The organism is Acidimicrobiia bacterium, assembly GCA_036271555.1.
In the GTDB taxonomy this organism is placed as follows: domain Bacteria; phylum Actinomycetota; class Acidimicrobiia; order IMCC26256; family PALSA-610; genus DATBAK01.
In genome coordinates, this window is sequence record DATBAK010000010.1 from 209,930 (window position 1) to 229,986 (window position 20,057).

Annotated in this window: 21 protein-coding genes; 18 read left to right on the forward strand and 3 right to left on the reverse strand. The window is 69.7% G+C overall.

The genetic code is table 11. From position 1 onward, the window contains the following. Nucleotides 1-3: 3 nt before the first annotated feature. A complete protein-coding gene (locus tag VH914_04510; GenBank protein ID HEX4490451.1) occupies nt 4-240 on the reverse strand; it encodes a ferredoxin in 237 nt (78 codons plus the stop codon). Between the two features lie 276 nt (nt 241-516). On the opposite strand from VH914_04510, the gene arc reads away from it, so the two are divergent. From arc to prcA, 5 genes are read left to right on the forward strand one after another with little or no spacing between them, the layout of a single operon-like run. Then, on the forward strand, nt 517-2,208 hold the full coding sequence (gene arc, locus VH914_04515) for a proteasome ATPase (protein HEX4490452.1): 1,692 nt from the start codon (nt 517-519) through the stop codon (nt 2,206-2,208). Between the two features lie 52 nt (nt 2,209-2,260). Further along, nucleotides 2,261-3,748: a depupylase/deamidase Dop gene (gene dop / locus VH914_04520; protein HEX4490453.1), complete on the forward strand. Its 1,488-nt coding sequence runs from the start codon at nt 2,261-2,263 to the stop codon at nt 3,746-3,748. Nucleotides 3,749-3,758: 10 nt separating this feature from the next. Then, on the forward strand, nt 3,759-3,956 hold the full coding sequence (locus VH914_04525; protein HEX4490454.1) for a ubiquitin-like protein Pup: 198 nt from the start codon (nt 3,759-3,761) through the stop codon (nt 3,954-3,956). Nucleotides 3,957-3,988: 32 nt separating this feature from the next. After that, complete coding sequence (gene prcB / locus VH914_04530; protein ID HEX4490455.1) at nt 3,989-4,825, forward strand: proteasome subunit beta; 837 nt, start codon at nt 3,989-3,991, stop codon at nt 4,823-4,825. Beyond that, a complete protein-coding gene (prcA, locus tag VH914_04535) occupies nt 4,822-5,505 on the forward strand; it encodes a proteasome subunit alpha (protein HEX4490456.1) in 684 nt (227 codons plus the stop codon). The genes prcB and prcA overlap by 4 nt, the downstream gene beginning before the upstream one ends. Nucleotides 5,506-5,592: 87 nt before the next feature. Here prcA and VH914_04540 read toward each other — a convergent pair whose 3' ends face one another. Beyond that, nucleotides 5,593-5,928 carry a hypothetical protein gene (locus VH914_04540; GenBank protein HEX4490457.1) on the reverse strand — a complete coding sequence of 112 codons (336 nt, stop codon included), beginning with the start codon at nt 5,926-5,928 and terminating at the stop codon, nt 5,593-5,595. 143 nt (nt 5,929-6,071) lie between these two features. Here VH914_04540 and pafA point away from each other — a divergent pair, with 143 nt between their 5' ends. The 5 genes from pafA to lepB all read left to right on the forward strand — a co-directional run bounded on the left by pafA (nt 6,072) and on the right by lepB (nt 11,235). Beyond that, nucleotides 6,072-7,430, forward strand: coding sequence for a Pup--protein ligase (gene pafA, locus VH914_04545; GenBank protein HEX4490458.1), 1,359 nt, complete (start codon nt 6,072-6,074; stop codon nt 7,428-7,430). A gap of 104 nt (nt 7,431-7,534) precedes the next feature. Beyond that, nucleotides 7,535-8,626: a DUF3866 family protein gene (locus VH914_04550; protein ID HEX4490459.1), complete on the forward strand. Its 1,092-nt coding sequence runs from the start codon at nt 7,535-7,537 to the stop codon at nt 8,624-8,626. A gap of 82 nt (nt 8,627-8,708) precedes the next feature. After that, nucleotides 8,709-9,623 (forward strand): WYL domain-containing protein, encoded by a 915-nt coding sequence (locus VH914_04555; protein ID HEX4490460.1) that lies wholly within the window; start codon nt 8,709-8,711, stop codon nt 9,621-9,623. Then, the gene (locus VH914_04560) at nt 9,620-10,552 is read left to right on the forward strand and encodes a WYL domain-containing protein (protein ID HEX4490461.1); all 933 of its coding nucleotides are present in this window, start codon (nt 9,620-9,622) and stop codon (nt 10,550-10,552) included. The genes VH914_04555 and VH914_04560 overlap by 4 nt, the downstream gene beginning before the upstream one ends. A gap of 74 nt (nt 10,553-10,626) precedes the next feature. Then, nucleotides 10,627-11,235, forward strand: a complete 609-nt coding sequence (gene lepB, locus VH914_04565; protein ID HEX4490462.1) for a signal peptidase I — start codon at nt 10,627-10,629, stop codon at nt 11,233-11,235. Here lepB and VH914_04570 read toward each other — a convergent pair. Then, nucleotides 11,213-11,929, reverse strand: a complete 717-nt coding sequence (locus tag VH914_04570; GenBank protein HEX4490463.1) for a glycerophosphodiester phosphodiesterase — start codon at nt 11,927-11,929, stop codon at nt 11,213-11,215. The genes lepB and VH914_04570 overlap by 23 nt on opposite strands. A 137-nt stretch (nt 11,930-12,066) precedes the next feature. Here VH914_04570 and VH914_04575 point away from each other — a divergent pair, with 137 nt between their 5' ends. From VH914_04575 to VH914_04610, 8 genes are read left to right on the forward strand one after another with little or no spacing between them, the layout of a single operon-like run. Then, nucleotides 12,067-12,411, forward strand: coding sequence for a hypothetical protein (locus VH914_04575; GenBank protein ID HEX4490464.1), 345 nt, complete (start codon nt 12,067-12,069; stop codon nt 12,409-12,411). A 57-nt stretch (nt 12,412-12,468) separates the two neighbouring features. Then, nucleotides 12,469-12,696, forward strand: coding sequence for a hypothetical protein (locus VH914_04580; protein HEX4490465.1), 228 nt, complete (start codon nt 12,469-12,471; stop codon nt 12,694-12,696). A gap of 40 nt (nt 12,697-12,736) precedes the next feature. Then, nucleotides 12,737-13,135 (forward strand): twin-arginine translocase TatA/TatE family subunit, encoded by a 399-nt coding sequence (locus VH914_04585; protein ID HEX4490466.1) that lies wholly within the window; start codon nt 12,737-12,739, stop codon nt 13,133-13,135. Nucleotides 13,136-13,159: 24 nt separating this feature from the next. Next, complete coding sequence (tatC, locus tag VH914_04590) at nt 13,160-13,918, forward strand: twin-arginine translocase subunit TatC (protein ID HEX4490467.1); 759 nt, start codon at nt 13,160-13,162, stop codon at nt 13,916-13,918. Then, complete coding sequence (locus VH914_04595; protein ID HEX4490468.1) at nt 13,915-14,436, forward strand: hypothetical protein; 522 nt, start codon at nt 13,915-13,917, stop codon at nt 14,434-14,436. Before tatC ends, VH914_04595 begins: the two co-directional genes overlap by 4 nt. Beyond that, nucleotides 14,433-17,069 (forward strand): DEAD/DEAH box helicase, encoded by a 2,637-nt coding sequence (locus tag VH914_04600; protein ID HEX4490469.1) that lies wholly within the window; start codon nt 14,433-14,435, stop codon nt 17,067-17,069. The genes VH914_04595 and VH914_04600 overlap by 4 nt, the downstream gene beginning before the upstream one ends. Nucleotides 17,070-17,105: 36 nt before the next feature. Next, on the forward strand, nt 17,106-17,768 hold the full coding sequence (locus tag VH914_04605; protein HEX4490470.1) for a hypothetical protein: 663 nt from the start codon (nt 17,106-17,108) through the stop codon (nt 17,766-17,768). Nucleotides 17,769-17,821: 53 nt separating this feature from the next. Further along, nucleotides 17,822-19,426 (forward strand): FAD-dependent thymidylate synthase, encoded by a 1,605-nt coding sequence (locus VH914_04610; GenBank protein HEX4490471.1) that lies wholly within the window; start codon nt 17,822-17,824, stop codon nt 19,424-19,426. The last annotated feature ends 631 nt before the right edge of the window (nt 19,427-20,057 follow it).

The following is a 20,057-nucleotide window of genomic DNA, read 5'->3' on the forward strand; positions in this document are numbered from 1 at the left end:
CGGCTACTCGGCCTCGATGAAGATGCACTCGCCGGGGCACTCCTCGGCAGATTCGACCACGGCGTCGAGCATGTTGTCCGGGAAGGCTGCGAGCCCATCGGCGCCGCCCGGCTCGGAGAAGACCTTGTCGCCTTCCTTCACGTAGGCGAGGCCGTCGTCGAGCAGGGTGAAGACGGCGGGTGCGATCTCCTCGCAGAGCCCGTCCCCGGTGCACAGATCCTGGTCGATCCAGACCTTCATCGGTCCATCCTCACTTTGCCGTTCACAGGTCGATAGAACTGGGAGAACAAGGACGCCGCGGCGTCGGTCCCCGGAATTTATCACAGACGATCGTGACAAATCCAGCTTCCGGGAAACCCCGCCTGGCAGAACGCTTGCAGAAGGTATCGGACGCGGTCGGGACCAGTTGAACCCGGCGCTAGGGTCGCCGCACAAGAGGAGGTGGTTGCGATGGCTGCAGAGCACGAGCGCCGTCTCGGCGAGTACGAGGCCCAGGTCGCGGCCCTCCAAGAGGCGATGAAATCGCTCGAGGAAGAGGTGATCGTCCTCAGGCGCCGCCTGCAGGACGCGCCCAAGCGCGTGCGGACCCTCGAGGAGCGCCTCCTCGAGACGAAAGGTCAGCTCGCGCAGGCGGTCTCGCAGAACGAGCGCCTCTCGGCGACGCTCCGCGAAGCGCGAGAGCACATCGCGACCCTGCGCGAAGAGGTCGACAAGCTCACGATGCCGCCGAACGCGTACGGCACGTTCCTCGGCGCCAACGACGACAACACCGTCGACATCTTCACGGCGGGCCGCAAGATGCGCGTCGCGGTCCACCCCGAGCTCGACCTCGAAGGCATCGAGAAGGGCCAGGAAGTCGTCCTCAACGAGTCGCTCAACGTCGTGCTCGCGCGCGGCGGCGACGGCAGCGGCGAGGTCGTCGTGTTCAAGGACCGGCTCGAGGACGGCCGGCGCGCGCTCGTGGTCGGTCGGGCCGACGAGGAGCGCGTCTGCGAGCTCTCCGACGCGCTGATCGGAGAGAAGATCCGCGCCGGTGATCACGTGCTGATGGACGCGCGTTCCGGGATGCTCGTCGAGAAGCTCCCGCGTCCCGAGGTCGAGGAGCTCATTCTCGAAGAGGTCCCCGACATCTCCTACGACGACGTCGGCGGTCTCGACGACCAGATCGAGATGATCAAGGACGCGGTCGAGCTCCCGTACCTCTACAGCGACCTCTTCCAGGAGCACGACCTCCAGCCGCCGAAGGGCATCCTGTTGTACGGGCCTCCGGGCTGTGGCAAGACGCTCATCGCGAAGGCGGTCGCCAACTCGCTCGCCCACCGCGTGTCCGAGAAGACGGGCAACGCGAAGACGCGCTCGTACTTCCTCAACATCAAGGGCCCGGAGCTCCTGAACAAGTACGTCGGCGAGACCGAGCGCCAGATCCGGCTCATCTTCCAGCGGGCGCGTGAGAAGTCCGAGGAAGGCGTGCCCGTCATCGTGTTCTTCGACGAGATGGACTCGTTGTTCCGCACGCGCGGTACCGGCATCTCCTCCGACATCGAGTCGACGATCGTGCCGCAGCTGCTCGCGGAGATCGACGGCGTCGAGAGCCTGAAGAACGTCATCGTCATCGGTGCGTCGAACCGCGAGGACCTCATCGATCCCGCGATCCTGCGTCCCGGCCGGCTCGACGTGAAGATCAAGATCGAGCGGCCCGACGCGGAGTCGGCGCGCGCGATCTTCACCCAGTACCTGCGCACCGACCTCCCGATCTCCGCCGACGAGACGAAGATGGCGGGCGGCGACACGCCACGCGCGGTCGCGCTGATGATCGCGAGCGCGGTCGAGGCGATGTACGCGACGGGCGACGAGAACAAGTTCCTCGAGGTCACCTACCAGAACGGCGACAAGGAAGTCCTGTTCTTCAAGGACTTCTCGTCGGGCGCCATGATCGAGAACATCGTGCGCCGCGCGAAGAAGCTCTCGATCAAGCGCACGATCGCGGGCGGCACGCGCGGCATCGGCACGCAGGACCTGCTCGATTCGATCAAGCAGGAGTTCCGCGAGCACGAGGACCTGCCGAACACCACGAACCCCGACGACTGGGCGAAGATCTCCGGCAAGAAGGGCGAGCGGATCGTCTACGTGCGCACGATCATGGCCAAGGACGACGAAGCCCGCGGCGGCCGACAGATCGAGCGCATCACGACCGGTCAGTACCTGTAGCAACCTGTAGCAGCGGCCGAGGCACACCCGCGCGCGGCAGTACGCTGGCGCGGTGGCGGTTCCGAAGATCTGCGGGATCGAGACCGAGTACGGCGTCGCGTTGCGCGGCGCGGCCGATCCGAACCCCGTGCTCGCATCGTCGTTCTTGATCAACGGGTACGTCGAGCAGCGTCGGATCGGCTGGGACTTCGACGACGAGACGCCCGGCCGCGATGCTCGCGGCTACGCCCGCGACGGCGCGCAGCCACCCGAGATCGAGACGCACCTCGTGAACGCGGTGCTCACGAACGGCGCCCGCTACTACGTCGACCACGCGCACCCCGAGTACTCCACACCCGAGTGCGCGAACGCGCTCGAGCTCGTGATGGCCGACAAGGCGGGGGAGCGCGTGCTCGCGCGCTCGATGACCGCGGCCCGCCACCTGCTGCCGGCGGGGCAGGAGATCGTCGTCTACAAGAACAACTCCGACGGCAAGGGCAACTCGTACGGCTGCCACGAGAACTACCTCGTCGATCGCACTGCGCCGTTCGCGGTGCTCGTGCGCAACCTCATCCCGTGGTTCGTCACGCGTCAGGTGTTCACCGGCGCGGGGAAGGTCGGCCGCGAGAACGGCGCCGACCCCGTCGACTTCCAGATCAGCCAGCGCGCCGACTTCTTCGAGGAAGAGGTCGGGCTCGAGACCACGCTGAAGCGCCCGATCGTCAACACGCGCGACGAGCCGCACGCGGACCCGCAGAAGTATCGCCGGCTGCACGTGATCGTCGGCGACGCGAACCTCTGCGAGGTCGCGACGTTCCTCAAGGTCGGCACGACCGCGATCGTCCTCGCGATGATCGAGGACGGGTTCGTCGACAAGGACCTCACGATTCTCGGACCCGTCCCCGCGATGCGCGCGGTGTCGCACGACCCGACGTGTCGCGCGCTCGTCGAGCTCGCCGACGGCGGTCGTTGCACGGCCATCGAGTTGCAGTGGGAGTTCCTGCGGCTGGCGCGCAAGTACGCCGACGACGTCGGGCTCGAGCAGTGCGGCGGTGACGCGCTCGGCGGTCAGGTGCTCGATCGGTGGGAGGCGACGCTGAGCGCGCTCGAGCGCGATCCCGCGTTGCTCGACGGTCAGCTCGACTGGGTCACGAAGCAGCAGTTGCTGCGCGCGTACGCAGCGCGCGACGACCTGCACTGGGACGATCCGAAGCTGAGCCTGCTCGATCTGCAGTACCACGACGTACGTCCCGAACGGTCGCTGTACGAACGCCTCGTGCGCGCAGGGAAGATCGAACGCCTGGTCACGGAGTCGGAAGTGATCGCGGCGATGGCCGATCCGCCGGCGACGACCCGGGCGTACTTCCGCGGCACCTGCCTGCGACGGTGGCCCGATTCGGTCGTCGCCGCGAACTGGGACAGCCTCATCCTCGACGTAGGCTCCGATCCGCTCCGGAGGATCCCCATGATGGAGCCCACGCGTGGTACGAAAGAGCACGTCGAGAAATTGTTCGCCGAATGCGCGCTGCCTGCCGATCTAATAGCACGGCTGGCGTCGTAGGAGGACGGAGATGCCCGAACGGAAGCGCGAGCAGAAGCCTGCGCCGAAGGAACGCGAGCAGCAGATCGAAGAGGTCGCGCCCGCGGACTCGGAGAAAGCCGAGAAGCTCAAGGGCGACATCGACGACCTGCTCGACGAGATCGATTCGGTCCTCGAGGACAACGCCGAGGACTTCGTGCGCAACTACGTGCAGAAGGGTGGGCAGTAGTCCGCGTTGGTTCTGCTGACGCGAACCCAGCCATGACCGAGCCTTCACCGCTGTCGTTCTTCGGTCCGGGGCTCGATCCCGGTCCTTCCTTCGTCGAGCTGATCCGTCAGGTGCGCCCCTCGATCCTTCCGGGTGGCGAGCTCGACGGCGCAGTGCGCGACGCCACACCGTTCCTCGCGAGCGAAGTGCCACACGGCACGACCGTGCTCGCGATCCGCTACGCGAGCGGAGTCGTCATGGCCGGCGACCGGCGCGCGACCGCGGGCTACACGATCGCGAACCGTCGCATCGAGAAGGTGTTTCCGGCCGACGATCTGTCGGGCGTCGCGATCGCGGGTGCTGCGGGTCCGGCCGTCGAGCTGGTGAAGCTCTTCCAGGTCCAGCTCGAGCACTACGAGAAGGTGCAGGGCGACACGCTGACCCTCGACGGCAAGGCGAATCAGCTCGCGCAGCTCGTGCGCGCGAACTTGCCCGCCGCGATGCAGGGCTTCGTCGTCGTGCCGCTGTTCGCGGGCTACGACGATCGCCGCGCGCTCGGTCGCGTGTTCAGCTACGACGTCACCGGCGGTCGCTACGAAGAAGCCGACTTCCAGTCGCAAGGTTCGGGCAGCGTGCACGCGCGCAACTGGATCAAGGCTGCGTGGCGCGAAGGCATGACGGCCGACGAGGCGACCACGCTCGCGATCCGCTCGCTCTTCGCCGCGGCCGACGAGGACGTCGCCACCGGCGGACCCGACCTCGTCCGTCGCATCTTCCCGACGATCGCCCGCATCGACGGCGACGGCTACCAGGAGCTCGACGAGGCGACGATCGAGTCCCTCGCCCAGCAGGCCTTGGTCGGGCCCGAGCGGGGAGGCGACGGCACATGACCATGCCGTTCTACGTCTCGCCCGAGCAGGTGATGAAGGACCGAGCGGACTACGCCCGGAAGGGCATCGCGCGCGGCCGCAGCCTGGTCGCACTGCAATGCGACGCCGGCGTGCTCATCGTCGCCGACAACGCGCAGCGCACGCTGTCGAAGGTCAGCGAGATCTACGACCGCATCGCATTCGCCGCGGTCGGCAAGTACAACGAGTTCCAACTCCTGCGGGTCGCGGGTGTGCGCCACGCCGACCTCAAGGGCTACTCGTACTCACGCGAGGACGTATCGGCGAAGGAGCTCGCGAACGCCTACGCGCAGACGCTCGGGCAGATCTTCACGCACGAGATGAAGCCGTACGAGGTCGAGTTGCTCGTCGCCGAGGTCGGGGAGGATCCCGAACACGACGCGATGTATCACGTGCTCTACGACGGCGTCGTCCTCGACGAGCGCGATCACGCGGTGCTCGGCGGCAATGCAGAGTCGATCAGCGACGCGTTGAACAACGAGTTCCAGGCGGGCATGAGCCTCACGGCCGCACTGCAGCTCGGCGCGCGCGTGCTCGCACCGGACGGCGACCCGCTCGGTTCCGAGCAGCTCGAGGTCGCGCTGCTCGACCGGTCGCGTCGACGCCGCCGCGCCTTCCGCCGTCTCCGCAACGGCGAGCTCGAGAGCCTGCTGACTTCGTGATGGTCGCGCTCGCTCCGCTCGCCGCTCCATGACGCGGGATGGGAGCGAGCGAGGTCGCCTGCTCGCTTCGCTCGCGGCTCGACGGCGCTAGAAGACGGTCAGGCCGCGTGCGATCGTGAAGACGATCGCGACGAGCATGACCGCGGCGACGATCACGCGCGGCGACGGCCAGCGCTGCACGCGTGGCGGCTCGTCGTCGAGCGTGTTCTCGACCTCGGTGACGAGCATCACGTAGCTCGCCTCCTCGACCTGGTCCTCGGGCACGTAGACGTCGACCCGACCCATGTCGCCGACGTTGAAGGAGTACGGCCCGTTCAGCGCGCCGCGGAGCTCGACGTCGAAACCCTCGTCGAGGAGGCGGGCGGCGAGCACGTGGGCACCGAACGCGCCGTTCACGGTCGTCAGCCGGGTCATCGCCTCCACGACCAAATTGTAGGAAGCGCGCACCCCGCACGGTATTGCGCTCCCGAGTCCGTACACTCGCCCGCAAGGATACGAAGCGAACGAAGCCGACGAAGCGAGCCGCAGATGAGCGGAAGTAGCGCAGCGGAAGCGAAGCCATAGGCGTGGAGAAGCGGATCTTCGGCCTCGAGAACGAGTATGGCGTCACGTGCACGTTGCGCGGCCAACGCCGGCTCAGCCCCGACGAGGTGGCGCGCTACCTGTTCCGCCGGGTCGTGTCGTGGGGTCGCTCGAGCAACGTGTTCCTCGAGAACGGCGCACGCCTCTACCTCGACGTCGGGAGCCATCCCGAGTACGCCACTCCGGAGTGCGACTCGATCCACGACCTCGTCGTCCACGACAAGGCGGGCGAGCGCATCCTCGAGAGCCTCGTGCAGAGCGCCGAGCAGCGCCTGCGTGAGGAAGGCATCCGCGGTGAGGTCTACCTCTTCAAGAACAACACCGATTCCGCGGGCAACTCGTACGGCTGCCACGAGAACTACCTCGTCGAGCGGGACGGTGACTTCTCGAAGTTCACCGACGTGCTCATCCCGTTCCTCGTGAGCCGCCAGGTCTACGCGGGTGCGGGGAAGGTGCTGCAGACGGCGCGCGGTGCGATGTTCTGCATCGCGCAGCGCGCGGAGCACATCTGGGAGGGCGTGTCGTCGGCGACGACGCGTTCCCGCCCGATCATCAACACGCGCGACGAGCCGCACGCGGATGCGGAGCGCTTCCGCCGCCTGCACGTGATCGTCGGCGACTCGAACATGAGCGAGTACTCGACGTTCCTCAAGACCGGCGCGACGTCGATCATGCTGCGCATGCTCGAGGAGGACGGCGCGCCGTGGCGCGACCTCACGCTCGAGAACCCCATCCGAGCGATCCGCGACATCAGCCACGACATCACCTGCCGCCGGCGCGTGCGCCTCGCGAACGGGCGCGAGCTCTCGGCCGTCGACATCCAGTCCGAGTACCTCACGCGCGCGCAGCGGTTCGCGAAGCGCCGCGGTCTGCCGCCGCTCGAGCAGCGCGCGCTCGAGATGTGGGAGCACGTGATGACCCATCTCGAGGACGATCCGTTCAAGCTGAACCGCGAGGTCGACTGGGTCATCAAGCACGAGCTCATCGAGGCGTTTCGCGCGCGGCACGACCTGCCGCTGACGCACCCGCGCGTCGCCCTCATCGATCTCTCGTACCACGACGTCTCGCAGGAGCGGTCGCTCTATTACATCCTCGAGCACCGCGGCACGGTCGACCGCATGGTCACCGACGAGGAGATCGCCGAAGCCGTCACCACTCCGCCCCAGACGACGCGTGCCCGCCTGCGCGGCGCGTTCATCCGCCGCGCGAAGGAGCGCAAACGCGACTACACGGTCGACTGGGTCCACTTGAAGCTCAACGATCAGGCGCAGCGCACGGTGCTGTGCAAGGACCCCTTCAAGTCTCGCGACGATCGCGTCGAGCGCCTCATCGCGAGTCTGTAGATGAACCGAGACCGGCCGAGCCCGCGAGCGAAGCGAGCAGGGAGGCCACGTTCGCTCCCATCCCGCGTCACGGAGCGGCGAGCGCGGCGAGCGCGACCGTAGAGATGCCGAGCTTCCACAGCGCGACGGTGGTCTCGATCATCGCGGCCCGGGACGGGCTGCAGCGCGTGCTCGTGACGATCGACGGCGACGGGGCGGCCGAACCCGAGCGCGCGTACGTGCTCACGAAGGTGACCGGCGACGTCTCGGTGGGGGATCGGGTGATCCTGAACACGACCGCGGTCGAGCTCGGGCTCGGCACCGGCGGCTGGCACGTCGTGCACTGGAACCTCGAGCGCACGAGCTGGCACGAAGCGGGCGCCGGGCACGTGTTGAAGGCGCGCTACACGAGCATCCAGACCGACGTCGGCAGCACCGAGGAGCACGACGCGCGGCTCGCCGACGTCGAATCGATCGACGGCATGCCCGTCGTCGTCGCCGCGCTGCACAGCCAGCTGCCCGCGATCGCGGTCGCGCTGCGCGCGAGCCGTCCCGATCTTCGGGTCGCGTACGTGATGACCGACGCCGCGGGTCTGCCGCTCGTGATCTCCGATCTCGTCGCTTCACTCGTCGCGCGCGGGCTGCTCGCGGCGACGATCACCGCGGGCCACGCCTTCGGCGGCGATTACGAAGCGGTGTCGACCTTCTCGGCGCTCGCGATCGCACGCCACGTCGTCGACGCCGACGTGGCGGTCGTCGTCATGGGCCCCGGCATCGTCGGCACCGACACCCGCCTCGGCTTCTCCGGCATCGAGCTCGGCTCCGTCCTCGACGCAGTGCACGGGCTCGGCGGGCTGCCGGTCGCGAGCCTGCGCGCGTCGCTCGCCGACGCGCGCGAGCGCCATCGCGGCGTGTCGCACCACACGCTCACCGCGTTGACGACGGGTTGCCGCTCACGCGTGCTCGTCGCGCTGCCGGCGGTGGGTGGGGGCGCGGAAGCCCGGCTGCGCAGCGATCTCGCGGCCGCGGGTGTCGACGCGCGCCACGAGATCGTCCCGGTTGCACCGCCCGACGTGCTCGCGTTGTTCGCGCAACACGGTCTCGACGTGCTCTCGATGGGGCGGCCGGCCGCGGTCGATCCGATCCTCTTCCAGTGCGCCGCCGCCGCGGGCGCGCTCGCCGCGCAACGGGCGCCGCGGCGCGTGAGCACCGCATGAAGGGCCGGGCGCAGACCGCAGGCGCGGTCGGTCCCGACGCGACGGCGCCCCGTCTGGATCGAGCGCCGAAGGTCGGAGCCGCATGAACGCAGGCCCGAGTCGGGTCGAGCGCATCCTGAACCTGCTCGCCTGCCTCCTCGACACCGCCCGCCCGTTGACGCGCGACGAGCTCGTCGAGCAGGTCACCGGCTATCCACCCGAGCCGGTCGCGTACCGGCGCGCGTTCGAGCGTGACAAGGAGACGCTGCGCGCGATGGGCGTACCGCTCGTCGTCGTCAACCTGCCGAGCGGCGAGCAGGGCTACCGCGTCCCGCCGGACGAGTACTTCCTGCCCGACCTCGACCTGACCGATGAGGAGACGGCCGCGCTGCACGTGGCCGTGAGCGCGGTGCTGCTCGGCAACCGCGCCGGTCAGGGCGCGCTCATGAAGCTCGGCGGCGCGACCGACGAAGCGAGCGCGCCGATCGGCACGCTGCCGCTCGAGCCCGCGCTGCCGCTGTTGTTCGAGGCGTTCCGCCGCCACTGCCCGGTGACGTTCGAGTACCGCGGCGACACCCGCACGGTCGAGCCCTGGGGGCTCGCGGCCCGACGCGGGCACTGGTATCTCGTCGGCCACGACCGCACACGCGGCGCGATGCGCACGTTCCGCGCCGACCGGCTCGGCGACGACATCAGCGTCGGCGAGCCGGAGTCGTTCGTCGTCCCCGACGACTTCTCGCCCGACCAGTCGCTCGACAACGAGCCCTGGCAGTACGGCGACGACGCGCCCGTGACCGCGCGCGTGCTCGTCGACGCCGGTCACGCCGACGACGTGGTCGCGCGCGCCGATCGCGTCGTCGAGACGCGCGCCGACGGCTCGGTCGTCGTCGAGCTCGAGGTCGTCAATGTGCCCGCGTTCCGGTCGTTCGTCCTCGGGCTCCTCGACCACGGCGAGGTGCTCGAGCCGGAAGCGCTGCGCGCCGACCTCCTCGCGTACCTCGGCGAGTTCGCGACATGAGCCGCCCGATCGCCGAGCACGAGCTCTCGCGCATCCTCGCCCTCGTCCCGTGGATCGTCGCCCACCCGGGCACCGCGAAGACCGAGGTCGCGCAGCGCTTCGGCATCTCGATCGAGGATCTCGAGTCCGACCTCGACCTCGTGCTGATGATCGGCATCCCGCCGTACTCGCCAGCCGAGTACATCGACGTCGACGCCGAGGGCGACGCGGTGACGATCCGCCTCGCCGACTACTTCCGGCGCCCCCTGCGGCTCGACCCGGCCGAGGGTCTCGCGTTGCTGGCAGCCGGACGAGCCCTCCTCGCGGTGCCGGGCTCCGACCCGACCGGTCCCCTCGCGACCGCGCTCACGAAGCTCGAGGCCGCGCTCGACCTCCCCGACCTCGTCGTGTCGATCGACGCGCCCGCGTTCCTCGACGACGTGCGCGCGGCCGCCGACCACGACGAGCGCATCGAGATCGACTACTGGTCGGCCGGCCGCGACGAGCTCACGACCCGCCGCATCGACCCGCTCACCGTGTTCTTCGCGCTCGGGGCGTGGTACGTCGACGCGTGGTGCCATCGCGCCGACGCCGAGCGGCTCTTCCGCGTCGACCGCATCCGTGCGGTGCGGCCGACGGGGGAGCGGTTCGAACCGAACGGGCCGGGACTCTCGCCCGTCGACGTGTACCGACCGCGCGCCGACGATCCGCGCGTGACGTTGTCGCTGCCCGCGACGGCGCAGTGGGTCGCGGAGAGCTACCCGGCCGAGCTCGTCGAGGAGACCGACGACGGCCGGATCCGCATCCGGCTCGCCGTGAGCGAGCCCGCGTGGCTCGCGCGTCTGCTGCTCCAGGTCGGTCCCGACGCCCGCGTCGAAGAACCCGAAGCGCTGCGCGCCGTCGCACAGGATGCGGCCGCGCGCGTCGCGGCTCGCTATCGCGCGACGTGATCTCGACCGCAGGCCGGGCATCCCGGCCCGCAGCGAGTCCGACCAGAGGGCGCGGACGTGGGAGGATGGGCGCCGTGACGAGCACCCCGGAAGCCGAGGTCCCCGCCGACGACGGCGACGTCCTCCCGAGCTCCGAGGTCTCGAAGTCCCGGCGCCGCTCGAACGGGGCTCGGCAGGCGATCGAGTGGGGAGTCCTGATCGTCGGCGCGCTCGTGATCGCGCTGCTCATCAAGACGTTCCTGTTCCAGGCCTTCTACATCCCGTCGGCGTCGATGGAACCGACGCTGAAGGTCCACGACCGCGTGCTCGTGAACAAGCTGAGCTACCACCTGCACGGCGTGCACCGCGGCGACATCATCGTGTTCAAGGCGCCCCCCGAGGAGCGCACCGCGCAGATCAAGGACCTCGTGAAGCGGGTCATCGGTTTGCCCGGCGACGTGATCGAAGCGCGCGACAGCCACATCTACATCGACGACCACCTGCTGAGCGAGCCGTACCTGCCCAAGGGCACGATCACCGACGACTTACCGAAGCAGACGGTGCCGGCGAACAGCTACTTCATGATGGGCGACAACCGGAGCGCGTCGTCGGACTCACGCGTGTTCGGCCCGATCAAGAAATCCGCGATCATCGGGCGCGCCTTCGTCCGAATGTGGCCGCTCACGCGCCTGGGATTCCTGTAGCGCCGTCGTCGGCGACCCACTCGCCGACGGTCGCGACCATGCGGTCGGGACGATCGCAGTAGAGGCCGTCGACCTGCATCCGCAGTACCTCGCGCAGGTGGCGCACCTCCTGCACATCCCACGCGAACGCGCGCACGCCGAAACGGTGGAAGAGCGCGACGAGCCCGCCGGTCCAGTCGGTGTGGTGCATGTTCATCGCGTCGATGCCGAGGGTGCTCAGCTCGTATGCGTGCCGTTCGAGGTGCGTGCGGATGTGGTCGCGCCGCTCGGAGTGCACGAGCTTGGCGTTCGTGCGGGGCCGGAGTGCGCCGAGCAGACCGACGTCGGGTGAGCACAGCCAGAGCCGCTCGAGCGCACCGACCCGCTCGGCCACCGCGAGCATCTCGTCGATGACGGAGTCGTCCTTGACGTCGATCGAGAACTCGAAATCGGTGCCGAGCTCCGCGTAGACGTCGGCGAGCCGGGGCACGCCGAAATCGGCGAGCTCGGCCGCCGTGGACCCGGGCACCTTCCGGCGGCGGAGACCCCGTCCCACCGCGCCGTCGTGCACGAGGACCGCCTCACCGTCGGCCGAGCGCCAGGCGTCGCTCTCGAGGCCCGACACCCCCGCCGCGAGGGCCCGCCGGAAGGCCGGCACCGTGTTCTCGGGCTCCTCCAGCCGGGCGCCACGGTGCGCGAACGTGATCGGCTCCAAGGCCGTCATCCTCCCACGCCCCGTGAACCACCCGCCGGGCGTTGGGATCCCGGCGCCTCAAGGCGACCCGTCACCCTGCCGATTGAAGAGCACATCCCCGGGGACGGGCGAGCAGCACGAGGCGCGGAGGCGACACGGTGACCACGATCAGAGCGAACTGCCCGGCGTGTGGGGACATCCAGCTCACCGCGGCCGAGCTGACGGTGCGAGTCTGCGCCGACGACGACCGTGGTTCGTACTGGTTCTGCTGCCCCGAGTGTGAGCAGCCCGTCACCAAGGACGCGAGCCCGCGCATCATCGAGCTGCTCGTCTCGAGCGGCGTCCGCAAGCAGGTGTGGCGGATGCCGGCCGAGGTGCGCGAGCCGCATTACTGCGGCGACCCGCTCACGCCCGACGACCTCCTCGACTTTCACCTGCTCCTCGAGCGCGACGACTGGTTGTCGAACCTCGAGCAGACGCTGCGGGGCTCGATCGATCGCTAGGTCCGAGCGGGCCCGGCACCGCAGGTGCCGAGCGCGTGAGACGTAGGCTCCACTCCGATGTGGTCCATCGGAGGCGCGGCGCTGACGGCGGTTCTGCTGTGTGCGGCCGCGGTGATCATGGCGATGCGACGGGCGCGCCGGGAGATCGGCCTCGCGCTGGAGTCGTTCGACGCGCTCCGGCACGAGGTCGCGGACGCGATCGACGGCGCGACGCGCGATGCGGGTCGGGCGCAGGCGACCCGGCAGGTGCTCCTGCGACACGGCAACGCGGCGACGCCCCGGTAGCATCGACACCGCGACGCAGGCCTACGGCGAAAGGAACCCGATGAGTCTCGGCCCCGCCGAGATCCTTGTGGTCCTGGTTCTCGCGCTGATCGTCTTCGGTCCGAAGAAGCTCCCGGAGGTCGGGCGCCAGATCGGCGGGGCGCTGCGCGAGCTGCGCAAGATGCAGGCGTCGGTCGAGGCCGAGGTTCGCTCGGTCATCGACGACCACGTCGGGCCGACCGCGACCATGCAGCCCAATCCGCAACCGCCGCTCGGCGAGCCCATCGCTCCGATCGCCGAGCTCGCCGAGCCTTCGCTCGACCTTCCGATCGAGGCCGTGAGCCGACCGAGCGAGCCCGTGCCGCCGCCCGCGCCCGACGTCCAACCACCCGCCCCGCCTCCGGTCGCCGACCGCGAGCCGTCCGACATCGATCGCCTGTCGGGCGGGTCCTTCAGCTAGCGCCGAGACACCAGGCAGCCGACCGTGGCGGACGAACCCGAGGCGGACGCGTCCGCCGGACGCATGACGCTCGTCGAGCACCTGACCGAGCTGCGGAAGCGGCTCGTCATCTCGGTGATCGCGATCGTCGTCGGCGCGACGATCGCCTTCCTCGTCTACAACCGGATCCTGCACGTGCTGCAGCACCCGTACGCCCAGGTCACGCGCAACCACAACGGGTGTGGGCACAAGGGCTGCAACCTCATCGTCACCGACCCGCTCGCGCCGTTCATCGTGCGGCTCAAGGTCTCGAGCTACGGCGGGCTCGTGATCGCGCTGCCCGTGGTGCTGTGGCAGGTCTGGCGCTTCATCACGCCGGGGCTCAATCCCAACGAGAAGAAGTACGCGATCCCGTTCATCCTGTCGTCGATCCTGCTCTTCGTCATGGGTGGCGCGGTCGCGTGGCTCACGTTCCCGAAGGCGCTGAGCTTCCTCGTGTCCATTGGCGGCGGCTCCCTCACACCGTTCTTCACGGCCGACAAGTACCTCACGTTCATCTCGTTGATGATCATCGCCTTCGGCCTGTCGTTCGAGTTCCCCGTGGTGCTCGTGTTCCTGATGATCGCCCGGGTCCTGAAGACCAGCACGCTGCGCAAGTACCGTCGGCACGCGGCCGTGGGGATCACCGCATTCGCCGCGATCATCACGCCGAGTCAGGATCCCTACTCGCTCTTCTTCATGGCCGCACCCATGTACCTCTTCTACGAGGGCTCGATCATCATCGGAAGGATGTTGAAGCGATGAGCAGCCCCGGCGCCCGTCAACGTCGACGTCGCGACCAGTACCAGGCGCCGCGCACGCGCCGCGAGCTCACGATCGCGGTCGGTGTCGCCGCGGGGATCGTCGTCGGCACCGCGATCATGGTCTGGCTGCTGCGGCCGGGCGGGATGGCCGACCGCCAACCACGCTCGTCGTGGGTCATCGGCCTCGCGCTCCTCGCGGCGATCGTCGCGGTGTGGCTCGTCGTGTCGAACGCCGACCGCCGCGACCTCAACGCGCCGGTGTGGATCGGGGGATCACTCGCAGGGATCCTCGTGCTGGCGATCGTCATCGGCCTCGTATGGCCGCACGGGCTGCTGCGCCACACACCCACGCCGATCACCGCGCCGCCGACCCAGACGACGCAACCGACGTCGTCCACGACACCGACCGCGAGCACGACCGCGCCGACGGGCAGCACCGCCACGCCGGGCGCGTCGACGACGCAACCGACTGCGACCACCACGGCCACGACGACGGCACCGACCAGCTCGAGCCCGTGAGCGGGGCCGCCCGGGCGGAGTTCGAGGCCCGACGCCCGTTCCCGCTGGACGACTTCCAGCGCCGGGCCCTCGATGCGCTCGACGCGGGTCGCTCGGTGCTGGTCGCCGCGCCGACGGGTTCGGGCAAGACGCTGGTCGCGGAGTACGCGGTCGCCCTCGCGCTCGCGTCGGGGCAAAAGGTCTTCTACACGACGCCGCTCAAGGCGCTGTCGAACCAGAAGTTCGGCGACTTCGCCCGCGAGCTCGGCGCGGACCAGGTCGGCCTGCTCACGGGGGACAACTCGATCAACGGCGAGGCGCCGGTCGTCGTGATGACGACCGAGGTGCTGCGCAACATGATCTACGCGCGCTCGCCGACGCTCGACGGCCTCCGCTACGTCGTGCTCGACGAGGTGCACTACCTCCAGAACCGCTACCGCGGCGCGGTGTGGGAAGAGGTGATCATCCACCTGCCCGGCGCCGTCGACCTCGTGTGTCTCTCCGCGACCGTGTCGAACGCCGAGGAGGTCGCCGACTGGATCGGCACCGTGCGCGGTGACACCGCCGCGATCATCGAGGAGACCCGGCCGGTCGAGCTCCAACACCTCTACGCCGTGGGCGACCGCGCCGGCGACGCGATGCTGCTCCTGCCCACGTTCGTCGAAGGTCCCGACGGCGAGCTGCGCCCGAATCCCGAGGCCTCGCGACTCGACCAGAGCGGATCGCGCGGTCCGCGTCCGGCGGGGCGCCGCCGCGGTCGGCTCGCGACACCGTGGCGCGAGGAAGTCGTCGACCGCCTCGCCGATGAGCGGATGCTGCCCGCCATCGTGTTCGTGTTCAGCCGCGCCGGCTGCGACGCCGCGGTCGAGCAGTGCGTCGCATCGGGCCTGCGCCTCACGACGAGCGAGGAGGCGCGCGCGCTCCAACACATCGCGGAGGCGCACACGGCCGAGCTCTCGGCCGACGACCTCGACGCGCTCGAGTACGACGCGTGGCTCGGCGGGCTGCTCGCGGGCTTCGCCGCGCACCACGCGGGCATGGTCCCGCCGATGAAGGAGGCGGTCGAGGAGGGCTTCGCGGCCGGGCTCGTGAAGGTCGTGTTCGCGACCGAGACACTCTCGCTCGGCATCAACATGCCCGCGCGCTCGGTGGTGATCGAGAAGCTCTCGAAGTTCACGGGCGAGCACCACGAGTTCCTCACGCCCGGCGAGTACACCCAGCTCGCAGGGCGCGCCGGCCGGCGGGGCATCGACGACGTCGGCTTCGTCGTCGTGCTCTGGAACCCGTTCGTGACGTTCGATCAGGTCGCGGGGCTCGCGAGCCGGCGCACCTACGCGCTCGCGTCGTCGTTCCGGCCGACGTACAACATGGCCGTCAACCTGGTGCGGCGCTATCCGCCGGACCAGGCCCGGCACCTCCTGAACCTCTCGTTCGCGCAGTACCACGCCGACCGCGACGTCGTGACCCTCGAACGGCTGCTCGAGCACAACCGTGAGCTGCTCGCGCGCCAGCAAACCGCGGCGCGCACCGACCGGGGCGACGTCGACGAGTACCGCGCGATCGCGGGCGAGCTCGAGGCCGCGCGCCGGACGGCGAAGGCCGCCCGCCCGGCCCGCCTCGAGGCCCTGCGCCCCGGCGACGTCGTCATGTCACCCCGGCGCGGTGGACGGGTCGTCGTGCTGAAGCAGGATCGCGGGCGGGGCGGCAATCGCGTGCTCGCGCTCACCGCCGGGCGCGACCTCGTGCGGCTCGGCCCGGAGGACTTCCACGAGAAGGTTCGCCGGGTTGCGACGATCGAGCTCCCGAGGCCGTTCCGGCCGCACGATCAGCGCTTTCAACGGGTCGCCGCCGATGCGCTGCGTCGCCTGCCCGAGGTCGAGGAGGAAGACGACCGTCACGACGCGACGCGCGAGCGGGTGGAGGAGCTCGAGCGCGCGCTCGCCGCGCACCCACTCGCGGACGCGCCCGACCGCACGCGGGTGTTGCGGGCTGCGTACGCGGCGGATCGGCTCGAGAAGGAGATCGCGCGCCAGGAGCGTCGGGTCGCGGGTCGGACCGAGAGCCTCGCCCGGCAGCTCGACCGCGTGCTCACGGTGCTCGAGGCGTGGGGGTACGTCGAGGGCTGGACGCTCACGAGCGCGGGCGAGCTCCTCGCCCGGCTCTACACCGAGACCGACCTCGTCGTCGCGGAGGCGCTCCGCGAGGGATTGCTCGACGGGCTCGACGCCGGCGAGCTCGCGGGCCTCACGTCGTGCTTCACGTACGAGCGACGGGGGCCCGACGCCGACACGATCCAGCCCCCGGCGCACTGGCCGAGCCCGCGGGTCGCGCAGCGCTCGCGGGCTATCGAGAAGGTCTGGCGCGACCTGATGCTCTCCGAACGCGACGGTCGGCTGCCGGAGACCCGCCAGCCCGATCCCGGGCTCGTGCCCAACGTCACCGGGTGGGCGCGGGGCGACGCGCTCGCGACCGTGCTCGAGGACGGGGAGCTCACGGGTGGCGACTTCGTGCGCAACGTGAAGCAGTGCATCGACCTGCTCCGTCAGATCGGCGACGTCGCCCCCGACCCCGCGACCGCCGCGACCGCGCGCGCGGCGGCCGACGCGTGCTCACGCGGCGTCGTCGCGGCGTCGAGCGCCGTGCACGTGCCGTGAACCCGTGAGGCCCAGCGAGGCGCAGACCGCAGCCGCATGGGCATAGCGCCGGGCGAGGAGTGGGGCGAGCCGTGCGCGGACGCGCCCGCGCTGACCGTCGAGGGCGACGACGGCGACCTCGCGAGCGCGGTCCGTGACGCGCCGATCGGCGCGCTCGTCCGGTTCGTCCCCGCTGCGACGAGTGACCTGGCGCGCGCGCTCGGGCTGCGCGCGGGCGCCGAGCCGCGCGGCGTCGCGCTGCCGCTCGACGCACTCGACCTCGGAGACGGCACGCTCGCGGTGAACGCGATCGTGCTCGGCGTGCCACCGGACCGCTTGACTGCACTCGGACGCGCGCGGCCGCTCACGCTCGCGCTCGACGGCCACGACGCCGACGCCGCGGTGAGCCGCGCGACGACGATCGTGGTGGCGAACGGGCAGTGGCTTCGCGGATGCGATCTCGTGCCGCGTGGCCATCCCGGCGACGGCCGGGCCGAGGTGCAGGCGTACCGGCTGCGACCCGGCGAGCGCGCCGCGATGCGGTCCCGATTGTCGACCGGTACCCACCTGCCCCATTCGCGCATCGTCACGCGTACCGCCCGCGCGGTCACCGTCCGTACGCCCAGACCGTGGCCGTTCGAGGTCGACGGAAGGCTGCGCGAGCCGGTGACCGAGCTGCACGCGACCGTGGTCCCGGCGCGCTTTCGCCTCTTGGTTTGAGGCGCGCACCATCGCGCGTTTCCGCGACCTCGCGCCGGTACCATCGGCGACCCATGCTGTATGTGCCGGAGCAGTTCAGCGAGGACGAGATCGTCAAGCTCCGGCCCTACTTCACGAACCTCGACCAGCCGGTCTTCGCGCTCACGAACCTGCCCGAGGTCGTGAAGGGGGCGCTGTTCGCGCGCTACTCGCGTTCGGACAAGAGTCTGCGTCGCCTCTTCCTCGACGAGTTCGTCGCCGACCTCGATCTGAGCGGCGACCTCACCGTCGACGCCAGCGTCGGTCTCAAGCGCGCCGAGCAGCTCTACGACCGCGTGTTCCTCGAATACGGCGACGACTCCGTCGCGCAGCTCGGTGGCGTGCACCTCGCGTGCGAGCAGGCGTCGAACCTCCTCACGAAGGTGCTCGAACGCGGCCGGCTCATGGCCTACCTCGAGCAGTCGACGCGCTACATCCCGTACGATTCGCGCCTCGGCGGCCGCTATCGCTACTTCCGCGACCCGCAGGTCTGCGAGTCGCGCTTCGGCACCCGTTACGTCGGCGACATGGACGCACTGTTCGACATCTACCGCGACCTGCTGCCGTCGATGATGGACTGGGCCCGCGCCCGCTATCCGAAGGACGCGGGCGACTCCGACTTCGTCTACAAGCAGACGATCCGCGCCAAAGCGTGCGACTCCGTCCGCGGTGTGCTGCCCGCGGCGACGATCTCGAACGTCGGCATCTACGGCACCGGGCAGGCGTATGAGGCGCTGCTCATGAGGATGCGTGCGCACCCGCTGCCCGAGGCGCACGAATACGCGGCGATGATGCTCGAAGAGCTGCGCAAGGTCATCCCGTCGTTCCTCACCCGCGTCGACCGGCCCGAACGCGGCGGCGAGTGGATCGATTACCTCCAGTCGACGCGTACTCGCACCGAGTCGGTCGTCGAGCAGATCTTCGCCGACGTCGAGCCCGAGCCCGCAGCCGAAGTGACGCTCGGTGACTTCGATCCCGACGGCGAGGACAAGGTGCTCGCCGCCATCTGCTACTCGTACTCGTCGCTGCCCGAAGCCCAGTTGCTGGAACGGGTGCGGCGCATGGGTGTCGACGAGCGCGCCGCGCTGATCACCGCGTACGTGGGGGAGCGGCACAATCGCCGGCACCGGCCCGGGCGCGCGTTCGAACGCACTGCGTACCGATTCGACGTGCTCGGCGACTACGGCGCGTTCCGCGACCTGCAACGCCATCGCATGTTGACGATCGAGTGGCAGTCGCTCACACCGAACCACGGCTACGAGATTCCGGAATCGGTGCGCGAAGCGGGACAAGACGCGCGCTTCGAAGAAGGACTGGAGCGATCGTCGGCCCTGTACGACACGCTCGTCGACTGGTTCCCGCACCAGGCCCCGTACGCGGTGTCGCTCGCGTACCGCATGCGCTACTCGATGCAGATGAACGCTCGTGAGGCGATGCACGTGCTCGAGCTGCGCAGCTCGCCGCAGGGTCATCCGGCGTACCGACGCATCGCGCAGGAGATGCACCGACTCATCGAAGTGCAAGCCGGCCATCGCGCGATCGCGAAGGCGATGCGACACGTCGATCATCAGACGTACGAGCTCGAACGACTCGCGTCGGAACGCGCCGCGGAAGCGAAACGTACGGCCGCGCGTCACTGATCGCGTTCTTGTTCGCGCGTGTCTCGACGCGCGCGACGTCACGCGCGCGCAAGGTTGAAAAAAGTTGTTGGTTTCGCGGATGTTCTTGACCTGCAGCGACGCGCGTCGCCGCTGGTCACACGCGCGTGCTTCGGCTTGACACGAACGCTGCGGTTTGGCCGAATACGCATCGCCCCTGCAGCGCCGCTGCCGGAGACACGTCATCCGGTGGGATGCGACAGGTGCGTCGTGACCAGAGGGCTGGGCGAAGGGGCGAAAGGCGCCGTCCAGGAGGCGCGGTCGAAAACGCTGCGATAACCCGTCTGCGAATCGCAGGCCGGGCCACCCAGCGGTCCGGCTGCGACCTCCTGGACGGAGCCGTGTTCTCGTTCGCACTCGCTGCGCTCGTCGCTCCGTGACGCGGGATGGGAGGGCACAAGGTCGCCCTGCTCGCTTTGCCCGCGGGCGGTTCCACTCGCGCGCGTTCGTGGCTTTTGACGCGCCGTCGCGAACGACTCAGATCCACGGAAGGCCGGCGTTATACTCCCGCGCCTCGCTGGGGCCCAGGGCCGCCGGAATACGCCGGGAGGCGTACCCGTTGGCCGCCCGGCATCGCCCCGGCGCCAGCCCGGGTGCACGCGTTCGGAAGGCC